We start from the raw sequence: 22466 nt of genomic DNA, 5'->3' as shown, positions 1-22466 counted from the left end.
CGTGAAAGCCCGAATCCTCGTCCCTGAATCCCGATAGCGTGCAGGTATGGCCAAGACGACGACGCAATACGTGTGCACGGAGTGCGGATGGACAGGCGGCAAGTGGTTCGGACGCTGCCCGGAATGCGGCCAGTGGGGAACCATCGAGGAGTTCCACGAAGCCCGCGTGGGTGCAGGAGGGGGTCTGTCCTCCTCAGGAGGCAGTCATACGGCACCTGCACCTCCAGAGACCGGCCTGGCCCGGCCCATCACCAGGGTGGGCACGGACCAGGTCAAGCGCATCCCCACAGGATTTGAGGAGTTCGACCGGGTCCTGGGCGGGGGCATCGTACCCGGGTCGGTCATCCTCCTTGCCGGCGAGCCGGGCATAGGCAAGTCCACCCTCCTGCTGGAGACCGCCGGCCGCGTAGCCAACCGGGGTGGCGAGGGTTGCAAGGTACTCTACATATCCGGCGAGGAGTCCCAGGCCCAGGTGCGGATGCGGGCCAGTCGGGTGGGGGCCCTCAAGGACTCGCTGCTGCTGGCTTCCACGACCGACCTGGCCACGGTGCTGGGGCTGATCGAGCGTGAAAAGCCGGCACTTGCCATCGTGGACTCCGCCCAGACCATCGTCTCCAACCAGGTTGACGGCATCTCCGGAGGCTCCACACAGGTGCGTGAGGTGGCCATCAGCCTGATCGACATGGCCAAGTCGCATGACATCCCCATTCTCCTGGTCGGCCACGTGACCAAGGACGGCTCCATAGCCGGGCCGCGGACCCTGGAGCATCTGGTCGATGTGGTCTGCCAGTTCGAGGGCGACTCCCAGACCGCCCTGCGCCTGCTGAGAGCTGTCAAGAACCGGTTCGGCCCCACCGACGAGGTGGGCTGCTTCGACATGGGCGAACAAGGTATCGAGGAGGTCAGCGATCCCACCGGGCTCTTCCTGTCCACGACCGGGCAGGAGGTGGAGGGCACCTGTGTGACCTTCACCTTGGACGGCCACCGCAGCCTGCCCATCGAGATCCAGGCCCTGGTCACCACCTCGGTTCTGCCCACGCCCAGACGCAACACCAACGGGATCGATGCCAACCGCCTGGCCATGCTGGCCGCGGTGCTCTACCGTCACGGCCGGGTCAACCTGCTGACGAGGGACCTGTATGTGTCCACCATCGCCGGCGGGCTGGCCAAGGAGCCCGGATGCGACCTGGCCATCGTGGCCGCCCTGGCCAGTGCAGCTAAGTCCCGGCCCATCCTGCGCACGACCTGTGCCATGGGCGAGATTTCGTTGACAGGGCAGGTCAGGCCTGTGCCTCAGCTCAACCACCGCCTACAGGAGGCCGCTCGTCTGGGATTTACGCGAGCGCTGGTTCCGCCCGACCGGCATTCAAGAGGTCGCAAGCCCATTCAGGGACTGGAAGTGGTCGAGGTCACCTATCTGGCCGAGGCCCTGGAGGCCCTGGGACTGGTCTGAGCCAGCGGCCGCTGGTCCCCTATCGCACCCTATGGCGCTCACCCGCCGACTCGTTAACCTGCCGGACTAGGATGGAGTCGCCGGAAGACCGACACCCATCATCATCGCGAGGAGCAGATCAGCATGACCATCTTCACCAGGAAAACCATACGCAGGCTGACGGCGGCCGCACTCACGACAGTCACGCTCATGGCCGGCGCGGCCTGTGGCTCCTCATCGGGCAACAGCGGGCAATCAGCAGACAAGCAAGACATCACCCAGCAGACCATCAAACCCGGCACCCTGACCATTGCCACCGGAGATCCGGCCTACGCCCCATACGTGCAGGACAACAAGCCAGAATCCGGCAAGGGCTACGAGGCGGCCGTGGCCTATGCAGTGGCAGAGAAAATGGGCTTTGACAAGGCACACGTCACTTGGACCCGGACCACCTTTGATGCCGCCATCGCCCCGGGCAGCAAGGACTACGACCTGAACATCCAGCAGTTCTCCATCACCCCGGAGCGCCGTCAGGCTGTGGACTTCACTCCCAGCTACTACAACTCCACCCAGTCGCTGGTCGTCAGAAAAAACTCGCCATATGCTTCTGCCACCTCCCTTGCTCAGATCAAGGACGCCAAGATAGGAGCCATGGTCGGCTCCACCTCCTACGAGATGGCCCACAAGCTGGTCAAGCCTGACATCGATACCTTCAACGACGACGTGGCCTCGTCCCAAGCCTTGGATGCCAACCAGATCGACGCGCTGGTCGTGGACACCCCCTCAGCCGTGACCATGGTCGATTCCAAGCAGGTCAAGGATGCCAAGATCCTCGGGCAGATCAAGGGATCGCAGGACCCGGAGGGCATGGGCATAGTCCTGCCCAAGGGCTCCAAGCTGACCCCGGCCGCTTCCAAGGCTGTCACCACCCTGAAGAAGGATGGAACCCTGGACAAGCTGCAGAAGCAGTGGCTGCACGTCTACACCTCCCTGCCCACCCTGGGCTGAGAGAAGAAAGGAAACCTTGTCGTTCATGGCCCCCTCGGCACAGGACGCGGTCAGCGATATCCAACGGGAACGGGAACGCTATGGCCGTCGACAGAATCTGCGCTCCGTGGCAATCAGCATCGCCAGCACGCTTGTACTGGCCCTGCTGATTGCCCTGGGGCTGCACGCCTCACCCGGCTGGCCCCGCGTCAAGCAGTCGTTTTTCTCCGGCGCCTACTTCGCGAAAGCCTTCCCCAAGGTCCTCCAGGGGCTCTGGCTCAATCTTGAGGTTCTCTTCTTCGCAGTCATCGGCGTGGCCCTGCTGGGCACCCTGCTGGCCATGATCCGCACCAGCCGGAACCCGCTGCTCTTTCCCCTGCGGGTGCTGGCCCAGGTCTACACCACGATCATGAGGGGCATCCCCATGATCGTGGTCCTCTACCTGATCGGCTTCGGCATCCCCGGATTGGCCATCTTCAACCGGATTCCGGCAGCCCTGCTGGGCACCGTGGCGATCATCCTCTCCTATTCGGCCTACATCGCCGAGGTACTGAGGGCAGGATTCCAGGACGTCGGCCCATCCCAGAGGGCGTCGGCCCGCTCACTGGGTCTGACCTCGGGACAGACCATGCGTCTGGTCGTCATCCCCCAGGCCCTGCGCAAGGTGGCTCCGGCACTGATGAACGACTTCATCTCCATGCAGAAGGACGTGGGGCTGATTTCGGTTCTGGGAGCCGTTGACGCGGTCAGAGCGGCCCAGATCATCGTGGCCACTTCCTACAACTTCACTCCATACGTGGTGGCCTCGGTGCTCTTCATCGCCACCTCGGTCCCCTTCATCCTTCTCAACGACTGGTATTCCAACCGACTGCGCAAGCGCGAACAGAGTGGAGGCATGGTATGAGCGAACAGGCAGGCGCCGAACAGGACCAGCCAGTGCTCCGTCTGGAGGATGTGCGAAAGACCTACCCGGGGGGTAACCAGGTTCTGCGTGGCATCTCCATGACCATCATGCCCCATGAGACCGTAGCCCTGCTGGGCCCCTCCGGCTCGGGCAAGTCCACCCTGATGAAGTGCATCAACCTGCTGGAGACGGTCAATGACGGACGGATCTGGCTGGGCGGCACCGACATCACCGATCCTCGGATCAATCGAGATGCCTGCCGGGCCCGGATCGGCGTAGTCTTCCAGCAGTTCAACCTCTTCCCCCACATGAACGTCCTGAAAAACGTGACCCTGGGAGCCATCAAGGTCCACGGCATGCCCAAGGATCAGGCCAGGGAACGAGCCCTGGAACTCCTGGACCGGATCGGCATGAGGAAGAAGGCCGGAGCCTACCCCGACCAGCTCTCCGGCGGTCAACAGCAACGGGTGGCCATCGCCCGAGCCCTGATGACCGACCCGGAACTGCTCCTGCTGGATGAGATCACCTCAGCCCTGGACCCCATGCTGGTGGGCGAGGTTCTGGCCATGGTCTCGGAGCTGACTGCCGGGGGCACCACCATCCTCATGGCCACCCACGAAATGAGTTTCGCCCATCATGCGGCCAACCGGGTGGTCCTGCTGCTGGACGGTGTCATCGCCGAGAACGGAACACCGCAAGAGGTCATGGACGAGTCCGAGAATCCGCGCACCAGGGAATTCTTCAGCCACTTCCGAGGACTGTGAGTTCCCAGGTGCCTACAGTTTTCAGTTGGCGGAAAACGCTCTTTCTGCCGCCTGGGTCAGTTCCAGGGTGCGATCAGCGTCCAGGGCCAGCTGTCGTTTGAGCGGCTCCTCGCCCGCATATCGATTCTGACCACGCAGACGGCTGAGGAACTCCACGCGGACCCGGTGGCCGTACAAATCCACCCAATCCGGCCGTACAGCGTTGGCCTCCAGGATTCTTGGCATCTGTTCTCCTGGGGCTAGGAAGGTCTCCTTAGTGCCAATGGAGATGGCGGCAGGCATTCGCCAGGGCGAACCCTGAGCCAGTCGACCCTCTCGTCCCTCCGGCGTCGCCATAGGATCCGTAGGCAGACCCAAGTCAACCAGCCAACCCGCATAGACCCCGTCTGCGGGCATCATCCCCTGACTGTCGGGTGCAAGATTGGCAGTCGGGAATCCCAAGCGGCGGCCCCGCTGCTCCCCATGGACCACAGTGCCTTGAACCATGTGTGGCCGGCCCAGAATATCCAGGGCCGTATCCACGTCGCCATCCAGGATCAGCTGCCGAAGATGAGAACTGCTCCAGGCCCTTACCCGACGTCGCGCCAGGCCGTCAGCGTCAGGCAGGGTGCAGTCACCCGGACCCTGGTCATCCACGACTTCCAAGTTGAACAGTCCTGTATCTGCCAGATCACCAATGGCCTTGATATCGCCGACTCGCCCTGCGCCCATCTGCGCGTCGCGGCCCAGGACCAACGTCCGCATGGCCAACTGTTCGGTAAGCTGCTTGAGGAAGAACCGATAGGACTTGGCTGCAAAGGCCAGCGTGTATCGCACCACCACAACCTGTTCCAGCCCCAGTTGGGCCATGAGCCGCAGGCGCTCCTCCAGCGGCATGATCTGATCAGGGTCATGGCGAATCAGGTCCAGGGACGGTTCAGTCATATCATGGCTGTCAGCATAGCTGTGGACCAGTTTGGGACTGGGGTCGAAGACCATGGCCATGGACCGATCCCGACCCTTGGCCGCGAGCTCGACCACCCGGCGCAGGAGCGCCTGATGACCCCGATGCATGCCATCGAAGACACCGATGGTGACCACGCTGGACCGGGCCCCCAAGGTTCCCGGCCACCTGACAATGCCCGACTCATCCGGGCTGACATGGCTGACCTTCATCCGCTTCCCATCACTTAGTCATGGCGGCCCCCGAACCCGGGCGCCGAAAATTCCTTAAGCACTGTATGCCCACCGTCGCACCCTGGCAAGACCCTGGGGCCAAACCCGAGCCTGCCCGCTCAGGCCTCGGGATGGAAGACCACATCCGGCTTGGCCCCGCCCCGTGGACTGGGCACTAGGATGGCAGCCAGACGTTGCCTGCTCTCAGGTCCGGCCATGGCGGCCGTGGGCCCAGCGACAGGCAGATCCAAGAATCCACCATTGGCCACTCTGGCGGCCTGATCGGCATCCAGGCTTAGGACGGGCATGCTCATACGTGCCGCCTGTGCCAAACTCAGCGAACCGTCCAAGATCGCCTGCCGGTCACGGTCCAGAACCATACGACTGCGGACAACCGTCTCACCTTTTCGGTTCCGGTAGGTGTGAGGGGCCACATGACCGCCCAGTACCCTGGATGTCAGGTCGGAATCCTCCAGGTCGAATGGACCCACACGAATCCTTCTTAGTGCAGTCAGGTGGCCGCCCAGATCCATTCGCTCTCCCAGGTCGCGAGCCAGGGCACGGATGTAGGTGCCGCTGGAGCAGGTCACTTCCACATCCGCATCGACCACCCTGGTGCCCTGGTCGGGCAGGTCCACACGGCGCAAGTCCAGCAGACGGAAGGATGCAATCCGAATGCAGCGGGGTTCCAGCTTGACCTCCTGGCCTGCCCGAGCCAGGTCATAGGCCCGCCTGCCCTTGACCTTAATGGCGGAAAAGGCATCGGGTACCTGGTCGATCCAGCCAGTGAAGCAGCGATCAATCAGATCCTGCAGACCCTGGGCTGTCAGCTCGTCCACCCTCTGCGCAGCTCCAGGACGCACAGGCAACAAATCCCCGTCCGCATCATCCGTGGTGGTGCCCAGCCCCAGACGCATGGTGGCCCGGTAGGTTTTGTCATGGCCGACGATAACCGTCAGCAAGCGCGTGGCCTGACCGAATCCAATAACCAGCAGGCCGGTGGCCATGGGATCCAGGGTGCCGGCGTGGCCTACGCGGCGCATGCCGAGGCTGGACCGGACGGCTGCCACCACGTCATGGCTGGTCACACCGCTCGGCTTGTCAACAAGGATGATGCCCGAGGTCGGTACCCCATGGCCGGAATCCATCATGTCCGACGACTCAGCGGTCGGCTTCATCCGCATCCTCAGCCGCAGACTCATCAGGAGCAGAGTCCGAACCATCGGCCTCTTCCTCGTCGTCATGACGGTATGGATCGGGGTCGCCAGCATAGCTGGCATTGACCCGGGCCTTGGCCATGGCCTCGTCCCGGTGACGGGCTGCAGTCAGCACATCCTCAATCTCGGTCGCCTCGGCAGGCACCTCATCATAGATGAAGCGCAGCGTAGGTGTCAGCCGCAGATCAGCCCGGGCACCGACCAGGGTGCGCAGCCGGCCGGAGGCCTGCCGCAGGGCTTGCTGGGCGCGCTTGCGTTCCCCGGCCTCATGACCGGACCTACCCAGCTGGGTCCAGTAGATCTTGGCTATTTGCAGGTCGTTGGTGACCCGAACCTCAGTGACGGTGACCCCTGCCAGGCGCTTGTCGTGCATCTGGGACTCCAGCGCAGAAGCCACGACCCGTTGTATCAGGGCCGCTATGCGTACAGCGCGGGGATTTCCAGCCATCATGATTCCTTTCTCGAACCGTCTATGACCAATCGTCGTATTCATGGACATCCGCCCCGGCCAGGGAATACCCAGACCGGGGCGGATCACCACAGATCCTCCGACATATAGTCGGAAGGTCGACAGGCTCTACTTGCGTTCCACTTCCTGCATCTCGTAGGTCTCGATGATGTCGCCCACCTCGATGTCGTTGAAGGAGCCCAGGTTGATGCCAGCCTCGTAGCCTTCGGACACCTCGTTGACATCGTCCTTGAACCGGCGCCGGGAGGAGATCTCCAGATCGTTGATGGTGACCACCCCGTTGCGAGCGATGCGGGCCTTGGTGCCCCGCTTGACGGTGCCGTCCTGAACCATGACACCCGCGATGTTGCCGAACTTGGAGGAACGGAAGATCTCGCGGATCTCGGAGTGGGAGGTGGTGACCTCCTCGTACTCCGGCTTGAGCATGCCCTTGAGCGCAGCCTCGATGTCCTCGATGGCGTTGTAGATGACCGAGTAGTACTTGATCTCCACACCCTCGCGATCGGCCAGATCCTGGACCTGCCGGTTGGGCCTGACGTTGAAGCCGATGATGACGGCCTTGTCGACCGTGGCCAGGTTGACATCGTTCTGGGTAATGGCGCCCACGCCCCGGTGGATGACCTGGATCCCGACCTCGTCGGAGACCTCGATCTTCATCAGGGAGTCCTCCAGGGCCTCGACCGAGCCGGAGGAGTCGCCCTTGATGACGATGTTGAGCATGTCCACCTCGGACTTGGCGAACTGCTCCTTCAGGCTCTCCAAAGAGACCACCTTACGGCGCTTGGCCAGCTGAGCGGCACGGGCCGAGGCCTCGCGCTTCTCGGCGATCTGTCGAGCGGTGCGATCGTCGGGCGCAACCAGGAAGAGGTCGCCGGCGGTGGGCACCGAGGTAAGCCCCAGCACCTGGACAGGTGTGGAAGGACCGGCGGCATCCATCTGCCGACCGTTCTCGTCCAGCATGGCGCGCACACGTCCATAGGCCGATCCAGCCACGATGGCATCGCCCACATGCAGGGTGCCCTGCTGGACCAGCACAGTGGCTACAGCTCCGCGGCCCTTATCCAGACGGGCCTCGACCGTGGCGCCTCGAGCGTCCATGTCGGGGTTGGCCCGAAGGTCAAGGTCGGCGTCGGCAGTCAACAGGACGGCCTCCAGGAGCTTGTCCACATTGGTGCCAAGCTTGGCGGAGATGTCGACGAACATGGTGTCGCCGCCATACTCTTCGGATACCAGACCGAACTCGGTCAACTGACCGCGCACCTTCTGGGGATTGGCCCCCTCGACATCGATCTTGTTGACAGCCACCACGATGGGTACATGAGCAGCCTGGGCGTGATTGATGGCCTCAACGGTCTGAGGCATGACGCCGTCGTCTGCGGCCACCACCAGGATGGCCACATCGGTCAGCTCGGCACCACGAGCACGCATGGCCGTAAAGGCCTCGTGGCCAGGGGTATCCAAGAAGGTGATCTTGCGATCCTCCCCGTCCAGGGTGACCGTGGCCTGGTAGGCACCGATACGCTGGGTGATGCCGCCGGCCTCCTGGGTGGTCGTATTGGTCTTGCGGATGGTGTCCAGCAGACGGGTCTTGCCGTGGTCGACGTGGCCCATGACCGTAACCACCGGAGGCCTGGGCTGCAGGTTCGCGTCATCCTGGCCCTCACGTTCTTCGTCCAGGTTGATGTCGAACTGCTGAAGAAGCTCCTTGTCCTCCTCCTCGGCTGAAACGATGCGGATCTTCCATCCGATCTCGTCGCCCAGGATTTGGAAGGTGGCCTCATCCAGGGACTGGGTGGCCGTGGCCATCTCGCCCAGGTGGAAGAGCACCGTAACCAGAGCGGCGGGATTGACGTTGATCTTGTCGGCCAGATCGGCCAGGGTGGCGCCCTGACGCAACTGGACAGTACGACCGTTGCCTGCAGGGATGCGCACGCCGCCGATGACGGGTGCCTTCATCTCCTGGAATTCATGCCTCTTGGCCATCCGATTCTTGCGGGCCTTGGAGGACTTGCCTCCCTGGCGACCGAAGGCTCCAGCAGCGCCGCCACGACCGCGACCGCCACGGCCTGAACCGCCGCGGAAACCGCCTGAGGGTGCCGACGAAGCGCCGCCGAAACGGCCGCCGCCCTGATGCGTCTGCTGACCGGGACGGCTATGGCCCCACTGCCCTGGACGGGCGCCCTGCCCGGAACGGCCACCACGACCGTTGCGGAACCCGCCCCGGCCCCTGCGGGAGTCGTTGACGGTGGGCCTGGCCATGGGGTGTGGCCTGGGGATGTCTGAAGGCATGGGAGCCTTCATCCCCTGCTTGCGGCTGAAAGGATTGTTGCCTGGACGAGGAGTGGACGCTCCCGGCCGTGCGCCATGACGCGCTGCTGCAGCGTTGGATCCGCCGGAGCGACCATTGTTGCGCGACCCCTGAGGGCCGGGCCTACCCATGGCTGAAGGCTTGGGCCCACGGGACTGACTGCGCTGCTCATGCTCATTGCGGTTGCCCTGAGGGGCACCGGGCTTGGGGAAGTGGCCACCGGGACGCTGCTGACCCCGTGGGGCGTCGCCACCCGCCGAGGGCCGATGGCCCTGTCCGGGCTTGGGCGCAGACATGGATTTCTGAGTGCCACCGGACTGCGGGCGGCCATGCTGACCCTGGCCGCTTCCATGATTAGGGCTGCCGGGGCGTGCATTTCGTGCGGCGGCCTGACCGGCGTCACCCTGTCCCTTTTGAGGGAAAGCGTTCTTGAGTCGACGAACCACTGGGGCCTCGACAGTAGAGGATGCGGACTTGACGAACTCACCCATGTCCTTCAATTTCGCCAGAACAGTCTTGCTGTCTACGCCAAATTCCTTGGCCAGCTCATACACGCGTGCTTTGGGCACTTACTTTCTCCTTACCGGACCGCGCATATGACCGGCGCGATCACTCTTTGATGACGGCGAACATATCCTGTCTCATCGTGCGACCATGATCGTGTTACCTCGTCTCTGTGCCGGGGCCGACGGCATGAACCACCGGACTCGGGATACCGGATCCAGCATACTCGCGTCGTCGGATGTTTGCTCTCAGGCGTCTTCACCAGCAGCCGAAGCTGATTGCGCCTGCAGCTCACGCAATTTTTGCTGGTGGGCCTCCTCGGACTCGATGCCGATCTTCCAGCCGGTCAACTTGGCGGCCAGACGGGCGTTCTGGCCCTCTTTGCCGATGGCCAGGGAGAGCTGGGCATCCTTGATAAAGGCGATGGCCGTGCGGTTGGACTCGCTGACGATCTGCACCTGGCGGACCACAGCCGGGGACAGGGCCGCCGCTACGAACTCAGCAGGATCCTTGGACCAGTCCACAATATCGATCTTCTCGGGTCCCAGATTCTCCATGACGGCACGGACGCGAGCGCCAGCAGGACCGATCAGCGCACCCTTGGGATTGACCCCCTTGGTGTTGGCACGGACCGCAATCTTGGTTCTGGCCCCGGCCTCACGAGCGATGGCCATGATGGAGACTGCGCCGGAGACCAGCTCAGGCACCTCCCGCTCAAAGAGGCGACGAACCAGCTCCGGATGGGAACGCGACACGATGATTTCCGGCCCCTTGAGCCCACGGGAGACATTGACCACGTAGACGCGAATCCGCTGGCCGTGCCGGTAATGCTCTCCAGGCACCTGCTCGCGGCGGGGCAGAATGGCTTCGACATTGTCTACGGCCACATGCACATTGCCTGGATCGCTGGCATCCTGCTGCACGACTCCGGTGATCAGATGGCCCTTCTGACCCGAGAAAGCCCCGAAGACACGCTCGTCATCAGCCTGGCGGAAGAGCTGGCGGATGACCTGGCGGGCCGTGGAGGCCGCCAACCGATCGAAGTCCTTCGGTGTGTCGTCATATTCCTCGCCAAGATCATATCCCGGTTCAGGCTCTTCTGGCGTGGGCTCCCGAGCGATTTCGTCTTGTGCCCAAATGGTAAAAGTCCCCGCACGTTCGTCCAGCTCCACCCGTGCGTGCTTGGCTGCGTGAGGCGACTTCTGGTAGGCCAGAAGAAGGGCCTCGCTCAATGCTTGATCCAAGGTCTCGGCATCAATCCCTTGTTCGTGTGCCAGCTGATGAATTTCAGCCAGGTCCAGTTCCATGTCAAGACCTCCTATGAAGTTATTCAGACTGCGCTTCTTTTAGTCTGCAATGCCTACTATTCTAGCCTTTCATGCAGACACAGCCGGTTCCTGAATACCACGGGTGGGCGAGTCGTCGGCCAGCGATCCTGGCACGACGGATGAGAGCCGGTATCGGCGTGCTTCTGCTGGCCGTCACCATCTCAGGATGTGCACCCTCAGCGGTGCACGTCAGTCAGCACGACCCCGACAATCTCCGCCCCACAGCCTGTGAGCAGGCGTGGACACAAGCCCGGCAGTCGGAGCGGGTTCAGCAGGATCAGGCAGACAGCCGGGCCCAGGCATGGGTCCAAGCGGCCCGCGAGTGCCCTGCTCGCCTGGACGAAGCTACGGTACACGCGGCCCAGGCTTTGACGGCCTCCCAGGACGACGCACAGGCAAATCGCCAAAAGGCTACGCTCAGGCTGGTCCAGGCTGCACAGCGGTTGGATCCGCTGGCCAAGGCGCTGCCCACCGAATTAGCCGATCAGGCCATCACCGGCGAAGACCGTTCCGGTTTCGAACTCTCGGTCCTTGCGGCCCGCAAGACGGATGCTGCATGGATGCTGACCTTAGCCGATGCACACACTACTGCGGCGCAGATTCTGGTCGGTCACACCAAGCACGATCCCCGGCAGGGGGTCTATCCCACCACTGATCTGCTGGCGCACCCTGACGAGTGCACCGATCCCGCCAACGGAATACAGGCCCCCACCCCTGCCCTGATCGAGATGGATACGGCCCGGACCCTTCTGACTGTGGGGAGAAAACTGAACGGCTCCTCAGGGACAATACGAACTGACGCCAGCCAGAACGCGCAAAGCCGCCAGGAAGCCACATCGGCCCTGGTCGACATGATCGTAGCCCATATAGCCATGGCCATGAACCTTGGCTACCCGACCACTTCGTCAACCCTGCTGCAGACACCAAAGCGCTGACTTCCAAGACGGATCAGCCGCCCGCAGGCCGCTCTGATCGCACCCTCAGGTTTCCTCATCCGCATATACGAACAAGCCCTGCCAATGCGTGCTCAAGACCTGATCAAACATGAAGATCAATCGCCAAGCACAATAGATTAACCATCACTCACCGTAGATTTCACGAAACTTTGCGAGTGGCGTTAAAGGTTCAGACAGTGATACTATAGAACGTGTTCCACAGGAGCATTCCATAGGAACGCGGGGGGTATGAACCCGTGCAATGCAGGAGGCGACCCGGTGCTGGCCATCGCATCGCCTTCTGCATTGGACGGTCTTTTTCATTTGCTCAGCTCAGAGCTGTGTCAGGCTGCCTGTGGTATTACGCGAACATCCGACCCGACCGGCAAACCGACAGCCTTCTTTACGGATGCAGCCCTCCTTGTTCAATCTGCTGACAGAACCAGACGCCCGTTCCGGGAAGCCTTACCCTCGCCCATCCCTAGGCAACCGGTGAATTCCCGACCATCGGAGGAAGTGATGGTCACTGCGTTTCCTGAGCGTTCCGCCTGGAAGACAAGGCTGCTTCCATCTTCCTCGGTTACCGTCGCACTGGCTCTTCCATCGTGAGCCAGGAAGACTGAGACCGTAGAATCGGTTCCATAGGCATATTCTGTAGAATCCTGTCCCGGGCGAGTGACCAAAAGAGTGCCATCACGCACCCAGAGCGGAACCGTGTCGAAGCCATGCTTTTCGTGCATCCACTGGCCGGACTGTCGGCAGTCCACCTGCCGGCCGGTGAACCAATCCGTCCATACCCCCTGGGGCAGGTAGTATTGCACATCACCCGTATAGGAAAAGACCGGCGCCACCAAAAGCGAGGGCCCGAGCATATACTGGCGGTCGCAATCCAGTGCCGTCCTGTCGTCAGGGAACTCCATGAACATGGAACGCATGACCGGGACACCGCGCTCATGTGCGCCAAGTCCGACCTGGTAGAGGTAAGGCATCAAGGATATCTTCAACCTGGTGAACTTTCGCAGCACGCTCACTGCAGTCTGCTCAGGAGGATTGACCACTCCCCTGCGCTGATCCTCCTCATCGAAGAGCCAGGGGACCCGGTAGACAGTGGATCCATGCAGCCTGGAATGGGAGGAGAGCAGACCGAACGCTATCCAGCGTTTGTAAACGGCAGGGTCGGGTCTTGCTCCCTCAAAACCGCCGATATCATGGCTCCAGAAACCAAAACCGGAACTTACCAGCGATAGGCCAGCCCGCAGGGTCTGGGCCATGCCATTGAAGGTGGACTCGCAGTCACCGCCCCAATGAACGGGCTGCTGCTGGCCTCCCACCGTGGCGGATCGGGCATACAGGCAAGCCTGCCCTTTTCCGTAGACCTCTTCGATGGCCTTGAAGACGGTCTGATTGTACAGTTGCGTATACCAGTTATGCATGCTCGCGGGATCCGAACCGTCGAACCAGACCACATCGGCAGGGATGCGCTCGCCGAAATCGGTCTTGATGGCATCTACGCCCTGCTTGAGAAGATGCTTGACGTTCTCTTTGAACCACTTGCATGCGTCTGGATTGGTGAAATCCACCAACCCCATGCCAGCCTGCCAAAGATCGGTCTGCCATATGTCTCCATTAGGCTTGCGAACCAAGTAGCCCTTGTCGGCAGCCTGGTCAAAAAGGACACTTTCCTGCCCGATATATGGATTGATCCAGGCGCACACGTGCAGCCCCTTCTCCCGGTGGAGGCGCCCCAGGGTCCCCTCTATGTCAGGGAAGAAGCGTCGATCCCATTGGAAGTCTGTCCAGTGGAATTCCCTCATCCAATAGCAGTCGTAGTGAAAGACGCTCAGGGGAATATGCCGTTGAGCCATGCCATCGATCATGGATGTCACGGTCTCCTCGTCATATTTCGTGGTGAAGGATGTGGTCAGCCAGAGCCCATACGACCAGGCGGGGACCTTGGCCGGACGACCCACCAAGGCCGTGTATCGCTCCAGGATTCGTTCAGGGTTCGGACCGGCGATCAGATAGAAGTCCAGAACTTCGCCAGGCACACTGAACTGCACGGTCTCCGTGTTTTCTGTGGCCACTTCGAAGGAGACATGCCCGCGGTTGTTGACCAGTACACCGTAGCCCTTGCTGGTCATATAGAAGGGAATGTCCTTATACCCTTGCTCGCTGGCTGTGCCGCCATCTTCGTTCCAGATGTCTATGCTCTGCCCGTTCTTCAGATAAGGGCCGAATCTTTCGCCGAAGCCGTAGACCCTCTCCCCGACTGTCAGCCCAAGTTGCATGGCAGTGAAGACCGGAGACTCATCATAGGCCCTGGCCGTGGGCGCGACGCCGAACTCACCCACCGGTTGCGTACTTACGGCGGCGTCGGGAGCCAGAGCGAACCTTGCCAAAGACTTGCCCCTGGCATGGGTGAGTTCCTTGCCCTCGCAGGCAAAGGCCATGTCGAAAACAGGACCCTTGGTCATGGTCAGGCTCAGGTTGCCCGAGGTCAGAGTCACCGAAGCCCCATCCTCCCCGATCTCGCCGTCGCCAGCGCCTTGAGCGGTAGCCTTGACGAATCCGGAATCAGGATCCTGCTCGTGCACAGGGAAGCCCGGACAGGTCCTGGTCCCCTTCCAATGGGTTGCCTGCACCCGGATGATCCCCTCAGCCGGCGAGGTGGCATGGATCCGGAAGGTCGGCAGGTTCAGAGTGTCGGCCCTGCCGGTCACGACCCTGGTCGTAGCCAGGACATCGATGCTCCTCCCATCAGGTCCTACCGATAATTCATAGGGAGAACGTGCGTAGAGAGCCTCGACGCCGGGCCGGGTCAGCCAATATCCATTGGTGAACTTCATGTTATTTCACAGCTCCTGTAGTAATGCCCTTGGAAAGGGTTCTTTGGAAGATCAGATAGAAGATCAGCGTAGGTACGATGCTGATCAGCGAGGCCGCAGCCGTGGTGGTCACATCCATCAGCCTGTCTCCGGTCAGCGACGCGATGGCAATGGGCACCGTCTGCTTGGAATTATCGATCAGGAAGGCCATGGGAATCATGTACTCATTCCAGGTCCAGATGAAGAAGAAGACCAGCATGACGCTCAGCGTGGGCTTGGAGATGGGGAAGACGATGTCTTTGAGAATCCTCCACCGGCTGGCCCCGTCGATTGTGGCAGCTTCCAAAATGGCCTTGGGGAAGGTTCCGTAGACGCTGGACAGAAGATAGGTGCCGAATGCGCTCTGGATGACCGTGAATATGATGACAATCGACCATTGTGAGTTGTATAGGCCCATGGCCTTGAACATGATATAGAGCGGATAGAGCAGAGCTTCCTGCGGCATCATGTTAGCCAGCATAATCAGCAGGACGATCCAGCGCCTGCCCTTGACGCGGCCGATGCCCAGAGCGAAGGAGTTGAGCACCGACAGTCCGACAGCCAGGAATGACACCAAGGCACAAATCCATACGCTGTTCCAGACTTTCTGCGGGAATCGAACTCTGGTCCAGAATTTCACCAATCCAACGGCGCTGAATTCGTGCGGCCAGGAAAGAGGACCTGAGGCATTGTAGTCCGCCGTGGTTTTGAAGGCGTTCAGCAGAAGAACAAAAAACGGAAAGAGCATGATCAGTCCGCCGACGATCAGCAAGGCCAGAATCAGCCAATCTCCTGTCGTCCGATTCTTCCGTGCCTTGGGAATCTTGCTTACAGCTGTCATGATGTTACTCCTCGTCCTCTTGCTCGACCCGCTGCTGGACGTTGGTGAAAACGACAGAGATCACGATGATCACGATGGTCAGAGCCGTGGATATGGCGGCGCCATAGCCGACCTGTTGAGATTGGAAGAACTGCGTGTACGAATAGTATGAGGGCACGATGGTGCTGTCGCCCGGCCCTCCCTTGGTCAGCATGTACACCGGAGCGAAAACCTTCAAGGCTGCGATGGTGCAGGTCAGGGCTACCACGAAGATTTCCGGCTTGATTGCCGGCAGGGTAATGACTTTGAACCTCTGCCACCAATTGGCCCCGTCCAGACTCGCCGCTTCATAGAGCTCAGGATCGACACGCTGCAGACCGGACATGAATATGACCAGGGGATAACCCAGCTGGATCCAAATCATGATGATCATCAGGAATATCAAGGCGGTATCGGGCGATCCCAGCCAGTTATGCTGAAAACGTCCCAGCCCCATCCCTTTGAGTATGGCATTGAGAGCGCCGTTTTCGGGTCGGAAGATCCAACCCATGACCAGAGCCGCCACCGAGATAGGCAGAAGCTGAGGGAAGTAGTAAACAGCGCGCATGGTTGAAGCGGTCTTGGCTCCGAACCGTTTTTGGACCACATCGAAGACCAGCGAGGCCAGAATCAGGCCGATCAGAATGGGGATAACGACCATGGCCACGATCATCCAGATGGAGTTGCGGAAAGAAGCCCAGAATGTAGCATCCCTGATCAGCCGCGACCAGTTGTCAATCCCGATCCACCGCGGAGGCCGTATCCCGCGGTAGTTGGTAAAGCTTAAATAAATGTTCCAGATTGCCGGCACGATGATGATCCATAAAAGAACCAACAACCCCGGTATCAGATACCACCAGAATCGATTTGAGGGATTGCCCGGTATCCTGGACATCCCGCGTTCCTCATCGGTCTTGGCAGCGACCGGTGCAGGATTTGCACTTCGAGATCCCATTGTTCGTTTCTCCTCAGCCTGAAAATGTGTCTATCAGGGCCCGCTGCAGATGGCAGCGGGATGGAAGCCGGCGAGGCCGTATCAAGAGCGCACCCGCCGGCCTATGGTTTGACTACTTTTTCAGCCCCGATGTCTCGACGCCTTTGTCATATTTGCCCTGAAGCTCCGTCAGCACGGCCTTGGTGTCCTTGGTCCCGTTGACCAATTCCTGTAGACCCGCGTTGAGCTCGTCATAGAAGGTTGAGGTAGGCCAGTCCGGATAGTAGCCCAGACGATCATCCTTGATGACCTGGTTGAAACCGGCGATCAGCTCCTTGCTCTTGGGATCGTTTATCTGTGCAGGATCTGCTGCAATGGGCAATCCGCCGGAGTTGCCCATCAGGTTCTGATTCTCTTTGCTCAGCGTCATATCAATGAACTTCGCTGCAGCGTCCTTTTTCTTGGAACGCTCGGGAATCACCCAGATGTTGCCCGATCCGCCGGGGATCTTCTTGGTTTCAGGGAAGAGGCCGACCTCCCAATTGACATTGGGAATGTCGCTTTGGAAACGTCCGAACCACCAAGAGCCCGAGAACAGCATGGGATAGGTCCCCTTCATGAAGTTCTGTCCTGCATCCTCGGCTTTGAGCCCTGTCGAGTCTTTGCTGATGTAACCCTTGTTGACCCAGTCCTTGATGGTATCAGTCGCATAGGTCATGGCCGGGCCTTGCCAGTCCACCTTCCCGTCGTAGCGCTGATAGGCGTCGATCAAGCGCTGGTCGGCTTTTTGCAGGACCAACTGCCACCAGAGATGTTGGAGCGGGTATTCAGCCACGCCCTCGGACAAGGCTGTGACGCCATTGTCCTTGAACTTTTGCATGGCCTGCTCCAATTCGGGCATGGTCTTCGGTATGGCTATGCCGTACTTGTCGAACATGTCCTTGTTGTAGTACATCATCACCTCCTCGCCATAGGTGGTGATGCCGTACCAGTCGCCGGATCCCATGACGCCCTTCTCGTCATACCGGCCCGGGACCGCCAAGGATCCAGTGATCTTCTTGTTCCACTGGTATTTCTTGACATAGTCATTGAGGTTGGACAGCAGACCCTGGCTTGAGAGCAGGCCCGCAGTGGCGTTGCCTTTGTTGTATTCCATCACATCTGGGGCGTCATCAGAGTTGAGGATCTGGCTGGCGTTTTGTCTGATTTGCTCGAAGGTCTTCTTCTCGAAGTTGACCTTGATACCGGTCTTCTTCTGAAAATCAGCAATGGCCTGCTTCCAGGCCTTGCCCTGGGCGCCGTTATCCTCCTCGTAATACCAGATCTTGATGGAATCAGGATGCTCCTCTTGGGCGCTGTCACTGCCGCCGCATCCGGATAAGGCCATGATGCCCGCCAGACTTGCCACAGCCGTAACAGCTGCCATGATTCTCCGGGGAAACTTCATCGCTCCTCTTTTCCTAGCTTCATCGCTTGATGATTCTCCGTATTGGACAACCATTTATTAATTTAATGATTTGACTATAATTGACATAGTATTTCGATGTTTTTCGATAACCTATGACACTACCGGGGCTCAGGTTTTCCGCCAATGTGGCGGCCTGGGCACCATAGAAATCGCATACGGCCCTCAGCTCTGTGGCCGGACCGGGCCAACAGATCCCCTGCGCTTGTAGTCGGAACGCATCAGCTCCACTGTTCCTGGCTTTTTCCCAAGGCCCTCCAAACACTCCATCAGCATGTCCACCCCACGAGAACATGTTTCATGCGGCATCATGGGAATCTCGTCAAGAGGACGCTCGAGAACGGAAGCATTGCCAAAGGTGCTTAAAGCCAGCATGGAAATATCCTTCGGGATGGAAAGCCCTCGTTTTGACAGCGCAACAATGATGTTGTTCATGTGGCTGATGCTGGTCTGGGCCATGATCGCTGTGATCTCCGGGTCCAACCGAAAAGCCTGATCGATCAATTGACTGACGTGCCTGGCGTCGTCGCCAGTGGAGCACAGGAAAGTCATCTTCATACCCAGCACCTGGGCCCTGTCTATGACAGCCTTTTTGGTCCGAACCAGGAAGTTGGAACCTTGCTCATAGGACTGACTGTTGGCTCCGACCATAAGCAGATGCCGATGGCCCATCCGATAGAGCTCATCGACGGCGCGCCGACCCATGGCACGAAAATCCACATCAACAGAAATCAAATTGGACGGATTTCTGGCATACCCAATGGAGACATAAGGCACCAAGGAAGTATGTGCTTGAGCTACACGTGGATCCTCCATGGTCACGTCCAAGAGGAGCACGCCATCAATCATGCCACTGTATGACATTCGCAGGAGTTCGTCCGTATCATCCTCATCCATCAAAAGCACCACGTTGTAGTGATAGTGTCTAGCTCTGGCGGCTACGGCGAAGAAAAAGGTGGCGTAGTTCGAATAGTCGGTATAAGGATGCATGGGCGAGCTCAGCACGATCAGATGGGTTCTGCGATCCCTTCGCAACATGGCGGCTCCGGATCCGGGGTGGTAATCCAATTGCTGAACCGCCTTGAGGACCCTGATCTTCGTTGCATCGCTTACAGGCCGCTTGCCCGAAAATACATAGGAGACAGTGCTTATGGAAACTCCAGCCAGAGCGGCAACGTCCTTGATACCGACCAAAGGACCTCCTTTAGCAGGAAGACATGAGTCCCTTCATCTTAAGGTTCAGTCTTGCACACCAAGGCTCATGCACATACCCTCACCAGACAGTATATGAAAAAAGGCCCCGACCGTCGGGCCGGGACCAATGGGGGCGGTTGAGGCGAGATTCGAACTCGCGGAGGGAGTTGCCCTCACACGCTTTCGAGGCGTGCTCCTTAGACCGCTCGGACACTCAACCATGGTCGTTGCCCGACACTGCCGAACAACAACTTTTCTATTATGCCACAGAGTCCCTACCTGGCAAGCGGCGTGGCGCAGTCAACGGTTACCACAAACAGCCAGAGGGTCATAGTGTGCGGCGGGCCCGGATGGCCTGCGCCCGTTCAGCCAGCTGGTCATCAGGCGGGTAGGCCACATGCTCCAGGGTCAGGCCCCGGGCATCTATGGGACCGGTGGAACCTTCGCGCAGGGGGTGGGCTACCTTGTCGGCAAACCATTGCACAGACCGGCGTCCCAGGCCCACCTGAATGCAGGCTGCAACCAGTGACCGGACCATATTATGGGCAAATGCATCAGCTACGATCCGAAAGACGGTCAGCCCGGATTCCATGAAAGCCGGAAGGTATCCGACGGTGCTCTGGCCCGGAGCAGTACCGAACAGATTCGCAGTCGGAACCAGATCCCAGTGTGCGGCCAGGACCTTGCGGATGGTCGTGCCGCCGGGGTTTGGCCTGGCGAAAGACCCAAAGTCATGCAGCCCGATGCACTCCGCTGCAGCCTCGTTCATAGCTCGCAGATCCAGGCTTCCCTCCAGATTCAGCACAAAGCCTCGCATGCGAGGATCCCCTGGCTGACCCCCCTGGCTGACTCGATACAGATAGGTGCGTTCCAGGGCAGAAAAGCGGGCATCGAAACCCGCTGGGGCCAATCTGAGACCGAGCAGAACGATGTCAGCAGGTAGCAGGTGCCGGAGGCGGCGTTCCAGGGCTTCAACACCATCGACCTCCATATGGCCCCTGCAGGACTCGAGCACAAGATCGGGAATGTCCAGGTGAGCCACCTGGTGGGATGCGTGAACCCCGGTGTCGGTCCTACCAGCCACGACCAGTCTTGGTTCCCAGACGTCGTGGTTATGAGGAACTCCGCCTTGTGAGCCGCGGGCTCCGGTGATCAGAGACAGGGCCTGCTCGATGCAACCTTGGACCGTGCGAAGCCCTGGCTGCCGGGCCCAGCCATGGAAGCCGCCACCGTCATAGGCCAGATCCATGCGCAGCCTGACAAGGGACATCTTCCCCTCCTGACCTTCCATCAAGACCTCCCTGGCAGCAATGACAAACGGGGCCGGAGAGCCATGCTCCCCGACCCCGTCATCGAATGCAATAACCGATTACTCGGCAGACTTCTCGGCATCCTCAGCCACGTCGGCATCTTCCTCAGCCTGGGCTTCTGCCTGATCCGCCTTGTCGGCGGTCTGTTCCAGATCCTCGGCGGCCTGGTCAGCCTGGGCCACGTCCTGATCGGACTCATTGGCCTCGACAGCCTGGTCAACGGCATCCTTGGCAGCACCTTCAGCGACAGCGGCATCGGTGGCTGCCGCCACCTCGGCATTGTCGTCCTTGGCGGCCACCTTTGCTGCGGACTCAGCCTCCTTGACCACGGCCTTCTTGGCCGACAGGGGCTCAGTGACCAGCTCGATCACGGCCTGTGGGGAGTTGTCTCCACGGCGGGGCGCGATCTTGGTGATGCGGGTGTAGCCACCTTCACGCTGCTGCATCTGCTCGGCGATCTGCGTGAACAGGATGTGGACCACAGACTTGTCACGGATGACACGCATGACACGACGGCGGGCAGGTAGATCCCCACGCTTGGCGAAGGTGATCAGCCGCTCGGCCAGGGGACGCAGGCGCTTGGCCTTGGGCAGAGTGGTCGTGATACGGCCGTTGGCAAAGAGGCTGGTGGCCATGTTGGCCAGCATCAGCCGCTCGTGTGCCGGGCTGGAGGCCAGACGTGGGCCCTTGCTAGGTTTTGGCATTGGATTATCTCCTTACGGCCCGGGAGGACAGGTGGGCATACGCCCGAACATCCGACTTCCCGGAATTGCTGTCAGCAGGCAAAGGAACCCTTCCCCTCGCCCACTCATACGAAGGCTGCGGCCTCTCACTCGTCGTCAGGCGAGAAGAAGGTGCCCCCCTCGAGATTATTGGTGTCGAAGCCCAGCGGGGAGGCCTTCAGCGACAGCCCCATGCCCTCAAGCTTCTCCTTGACTTCGTCGATGGACTTCATGCCGAAGTTGCGAATGTCCAGCAGATCCTGCTCGGTGTGCGAGACCAGCTCGCCGATGGTGTGGATTCCCTCGCGCTTGAGGCAGTTGTAGGAACGCTGCGTCAGGTTCAGATCCTCAATCGGCACGGACATCTGCGGATCGGCTTCTTCCACCACAGGCTCGGGTCCGACCTCCACGCCCTCAGCCTGGGTGTTGAGCTCGCGGCAGAGGCCGAAGAGTTCAACCAGGGTCGACCCGGCGGATGCCACCGCGTCACGCGGCGAGATGGCCGGCTTGGTCTCCACATCCAGGATCAACTTGTCAAAATCCGTGCGCTGCTCGACACGGGTGGCCTCGACCTTGTAGCTGACCTTGAGTACTGGAGAGTAGATGGAATCGACCGGGATGCGGCCAATCTCATCGTTGTCCTGCTTGTTGAGCTGGGCCTGGACGTATCCACGCCCACGCTCCACCGTGAACTCGATCTCCAGCTCGCCATCCTCGGCCAGGGTCGCAATATGCAGATCAGGATTGGCCACGGTGACACCGGCCGGCGGGGTGATGTCCCCCGCGGTGGCTTCGCCCTTGCCGCTCTTGCGCAAATACATGACCACAGGCTCGTCGTACTCGCTGGTCAGCACGATGCCCTTGATGTTGAGCAGGATCTCAGTGACGTCCTCCTCCACACCAGGCAGCGTGGTGAACTCGTGCAGGGCACCCGAGATGCGGACCGAGGTCACAGCCGCACCGGGTATGGAGCTCAGCAGGGTACGACGCAGGGAGTTGCCCAGGGTGTACCCGAATCCGGGCTCCAGCGGCTCGATGGTGAAACGGGAGCGCTGGGCATTGACGACTTCTTCAGTAAGAGTCGGACGCTGTGCAATAAGCACTGTTGCTATCCT

The 22466-nt window shown here is 60.4% G+C and carries 18 protein-coding genes and 1 tRNA gene; 5 read left to right on the top strand and 14 right to left on the bottom strand.

Features of this window, described 5'->3' with window-relative positions:
- Positions 1-46 precede the first annotated feature (46 nt).
- The 4 genes from radA to CI601_RS01925 all read left to right on the top strand — a co-directional run bounded on the left by radA (position 47) and on the right by CI601_RS01925 (position 4087).
- Positions 47-1453 carry a DNA repair protein RadA gene (gene radA / locus CI601_RS01940; RefSeq protein WP_121914093.1) on the top strand — a complete coding sequence of 469 codons (1407 nt, stop codon included), beginning with the start codon at positions 47-49 and terminating at the stop codon, positions 1451-1453.
- A 123-nt stretch (positions 1454-1576) separates the two neighbouring features.
- The gene (locus CI601_RS01935) at positions 1577-2440 is read left to right on the top strand and encodes an ABC transporter substrate-binding protein (protein WP_121914092.1); all 864 of its coding nucleotides are present in this window, start codon (positions 1577-1579) and stop codon (positions 2438-2440) included.
- A gap of 25 nt (positions 2441-2465) precedes the next feature.
- Positions 2466-3323, top strand: coding sequence for an amino acid ABC transporter permease (locus CI601_RS01930; protein ID WP_024626763.1), 858 nt, complete (start codon positions 2466-2468; stop codon positions 3321-3323).
- Entirely contained in the window at positions 3320-4087 is a 768-nt protein-coding gene (locus CI601_RS01925; protein WP_121914091.1) for an amino acid ABC transporter ATP-binding protein, read from the top strand. Before CI601_RS01930 ends, CI601_RS01925 begins: the two co-directional genes overlap by 4 nt.
- 21 nt (positions 4088-4108) lie before the next feature.
- Here CI601_RS01925 and CI601_RS01920 read toward each other — a convergent pair whose 3' ends face one another.
- The 5 genes from CI601_RS01920 to nusA all read right to left on the bottom strand — a co-directional run bounded on the left by CI601_RS01920 (position 4109) and on the right by nusA (position 11047).
- A complete protein-coding gene (locus tag CI601_RS01920) occupies positions 4109-5242 on the bottom strand; it encodes a riboflavin kinase (RefSeq protein ID WP_121914090.1) in 1134 nt (377 codons plus the stop codon).
- A gap of 119 nt (positions 5243-5361) precedes the next feature.
- Complete coding sequence (truB, locus tag CI601_RS01915; RefSeq protein ID WP_259465280.1) at positions 5362-6420, bottom strand: tRNA pseudouridine(55) synthase TruB; 1059 nt, start codon at positions 6418-6420, stop codon at positions 5362-5364.
- The gene (rbfA, locus tag CI601_RS01910; protein WP_121914287.1) at positions 6404-6907 is read right to left on the bottom strand and encodes a 30S ribosome-binding factor RbfA; all 504 of its coding nucleotides are present in this window, start codon (positions 6905-6907) and stop codon (positions 6404-6406) included. The genes truB and rbfA overlap by 17 nt, the downstream gene beginning before the upstream one ends.
- A 129-nt stretch (positions 6908-7036) precedes the next feature.
- Positions 7037-9805: a translation initiation factor IF-2 gene (gene infB / locus CI601_RS01905; RefSeq protein ID WP_121914089.1), complete on the bottom strand. Its 2769-nt coding sequence runs from the start codon at positions 9803-9805 to the stop codon at positions 7037-7039.
- A 183-nt stretch (positions 9806-9988) separates the two neighbouring features.
- Positions 9989-11047, bottom strand: coding sequence for a transcription termination factor NusA (nusA, locus tag CI601_RS01900; protein ID WP_121914088.1), 1059 nt, complete (start codon positions 11045-11047; stop codon positions 9989-9991).
- A gap of 140 nt (positions 11048-11187) precedes the next feature.
- Here nusA and CI601_RS01895 point away from each other — a divergent pair, with 140 nt between their 5' ends.
- Entirely contained in the window at positions 11188-12003 is an 816-nt protein-coding gene (locus CI601_RS01895) for a hypothetical protein (protein ID WP_147437924.1), read from the top strand.
- A 425-nt stretch (positions 12004-12428) separates the two neighbouring features.
- Here CI601_RS01895 and yicI read toward each other — a convergent pair whose 3' ends face one another.
- The 9 genes from yicI to CI601_RS01850 form a co-directional block, all read right to left on the bottom strand.
- The gene (gene yicI / locus CI601_RS01890; protein WP_121914086.1) at positions 12429-14849 is read right to left on the bottom strand and encodes an alpha-xylosidase; all 2421 of its coding nucleotides are present in this window, start codon (positions 14847-14849) and stop codon (positions 12429-12431) included.
- Between the two features lies 1 nt (position 14850).
- Positions 14851-15708, bottom strand: a complete 858-nt coding sequence (locus tag CI601_RS01885; protein ID WP_024626772.1) for a carbohydrate ABC transporter permease — start codon at positions 15706-15708, stop codon at positions 14851-14853.
- 4 nt (positions 15709-15712) lie between these two features.
- Positions 15713-16681, bottom strand: coding sequence for a carbohydrate ABC transporter permease (locus tag CI601_RS01880; RefSeq protein ID WP_121914085.1), 969 nt, complete (start codon positions 16679-16681; stop codon positions 15713-15715).
- A 112-nt stretch (positions 16682-16793) separates the two neighbouring features.
- Positions 16794-18086 (bottom strand): ABC transporter substrate-binding protein, encoded by a 1293-nt coding sequence (locus CI601_RS01875; RefSeq protein WP_259465279.1) that lies wholly within the window; start codon positions 18084-18086, stop codon positions 16794-16796.
- Between the two features lie 204 nt (positions 18087-18290).
- On the bottom strand, positions 18291-19319 hold the full coding sequence (locus tag CI601_RS01870) for a LacI family DNA-binding transcriptional regulator (RefSeq protein WP_121914083.1): 1029 nt from the start codon (positions 19317-19319) through the stop codon (positions 18291-18293).
- A gap of 134 nt (positions 19320-19453) precedes the next feature.
- Positions 19454-19539 (bottom strand) — tRNA-Ser (locus tag CI601_RS01865).
- A gap of 108 nt (positions 19540-19647) precedes the next feature.
- Complete coding sequence (locus tag CI601_RS01860; protein ID WP_121914082.1) at positions 19648-20610, bottom strand: tRNA pseudouridine(38-40) synthase TruA; 963 nt, start codon at positions 20608-20610, stop codon at positions 19648-19650.
- Positions 20611-20688: 78 nt separating this feature from the next.
- Positions 20689-21333 (bottom strand): 50S ribosomal protein L17, encoded by a 645-nt coding sequence (rplQ, locus tag CI601_RS01855; RefSeq protein ID WP_024626776.1) that lies wholly within the window; start codon positions 21331-21333, stop codon positions 20689-20691.
- A 125-nt stretch (positions 21334-21458) separates the two neighbouring features.
- The gene (locus CI601_RS01850; protein ID WP_015022327.1) at positions 21459-22454 is read right to left on the bottom strand and encodes a DNA-directed RNA polymerase subunit alpha; all 996 of its coding nucleotides are present in this window, start codon (positions 22452-22454) and stop codon (positions 21459-21461) included.
- Between the last annotated feature and the right edge of the window lie 12 nt (positions 22455-22466).

The organism is Bifidobacterium sp. wkB344 (genome assembly GCF_003688305.1).
In the GTDB taxonomy this organism is placed as follows: Bacteria; Actinomycetota; Actinomycetes; order Actinomycetales; family Bifidobacteriaceae; genus Bombiscardovia; species Bombiscardovia mizhiensis.
Note: the sequence above shows the minus strand (reverse complement) of the source record. Positions and strands in the feature narration are given on the sequence as shown.

Bases quoted from the DNA above. Each gene is read 5' to 3' on its own strand.
- CI601_RS01880 (WP_121914085.1), bottom strand. From the start codon at position 16,681: ATGGGATCTCGAAGTGCAAATCCTGCACCGGTCGCTGCCAAGACCGAT.
- CI601_RS01885 (WP_024626772.1), bottom strand. From the start codon at position 15,708: ATGACAGCTGTAAGCAAGATTCCCAAGGCACGGAAGAATCGGACGACA.
- yicI (WP_121914086.1), bottom strand. From the start codon at position 14,849: ATGAAGTTCACCAATGGATATTGGCTGACCCGGCCCGGCGTCGAGGCT.
- nusA (WP_121914088.1), bottom strand. From the start codon at position 11,047: ATGGAACTGGACCTGGCTGAAATTCATCAGCTGGCACACGAACAAGGG.
- CI601_RS01860 (WP_121914082.1), bottom strand. From the start codon at position 20,610: ATGGAAGGTCAGGAGGGGAAGATGTCCCTTGTCAGGCTGCGCATGGAT.
- CI601_RS01875 (WP_259465279.1), bottom strand. From the start codon at position 18,086: ATGGCAGCTGTTACGGCTGTGGCAAGTCTGGCGGGCATCATGGCCTTA.
- radA (WP_121914093.1), top strand. From the start codon at position 47: ATGGCCAAGACGACGACGCAATACGTGTGCACGGAGTGCGGATGGACA.
- CI601_RS01930 (WP_024626763.1), top strand. From the start codon at position 2,466: ATGGCCCCCTCGGCACAGGACGCGGTCAGCGATATCCAACGGGAACGG.
- truB (WP_259465280.1), bottom strand. From the start codon at position 6,420: ATGAAGCCGACCGCTGAGTCGTCGGACATGATGGATTCCGGCCATGGG.
- CI601_RS01935 (WP_121914092.1), top strand. From the start codon at position 1,577: ATGACCATCTTCACCAGGAAAACCATACGCAGGCTGACGGCGGCCGCA.
- CI601_RS01925 (WP_121914091.1), top strand. From the start codon at position 3,320: ATGAGCGAACAGGCAGGCGCCGAACAGGACCAGCCAGTGCTCCGTCTG.
- CI601_RS01920 (WP_121914090.1), bottom strand. From the start codon at position 5,242: ATGAAGGTCAGCCATGTCAGCCCGGATGAGTCGGGCATTGTCAGGTGG.
- rbfA (WP_121914287.1), bottom strand. From the start codon at position 6,907: ATGGCTGGAAATCCCCGCGCTGTACGCATAGCGGCCCTGATACAACGG.
- rplQ (WP_024626776.1), bottom strand. From the start codon at position 21,333: ATGCCAAAACCTAGCAAGGGCCCACGTCTGGCCTCCAGCCCGGCACAC.
- CI601_RS01895 (WP_147437924.1), top strand. From the start codon at position 11,188: ATGAGAGCCGGTATCGGCGTGCTTCTGCTGGCCGTCACCATCTCAGGA.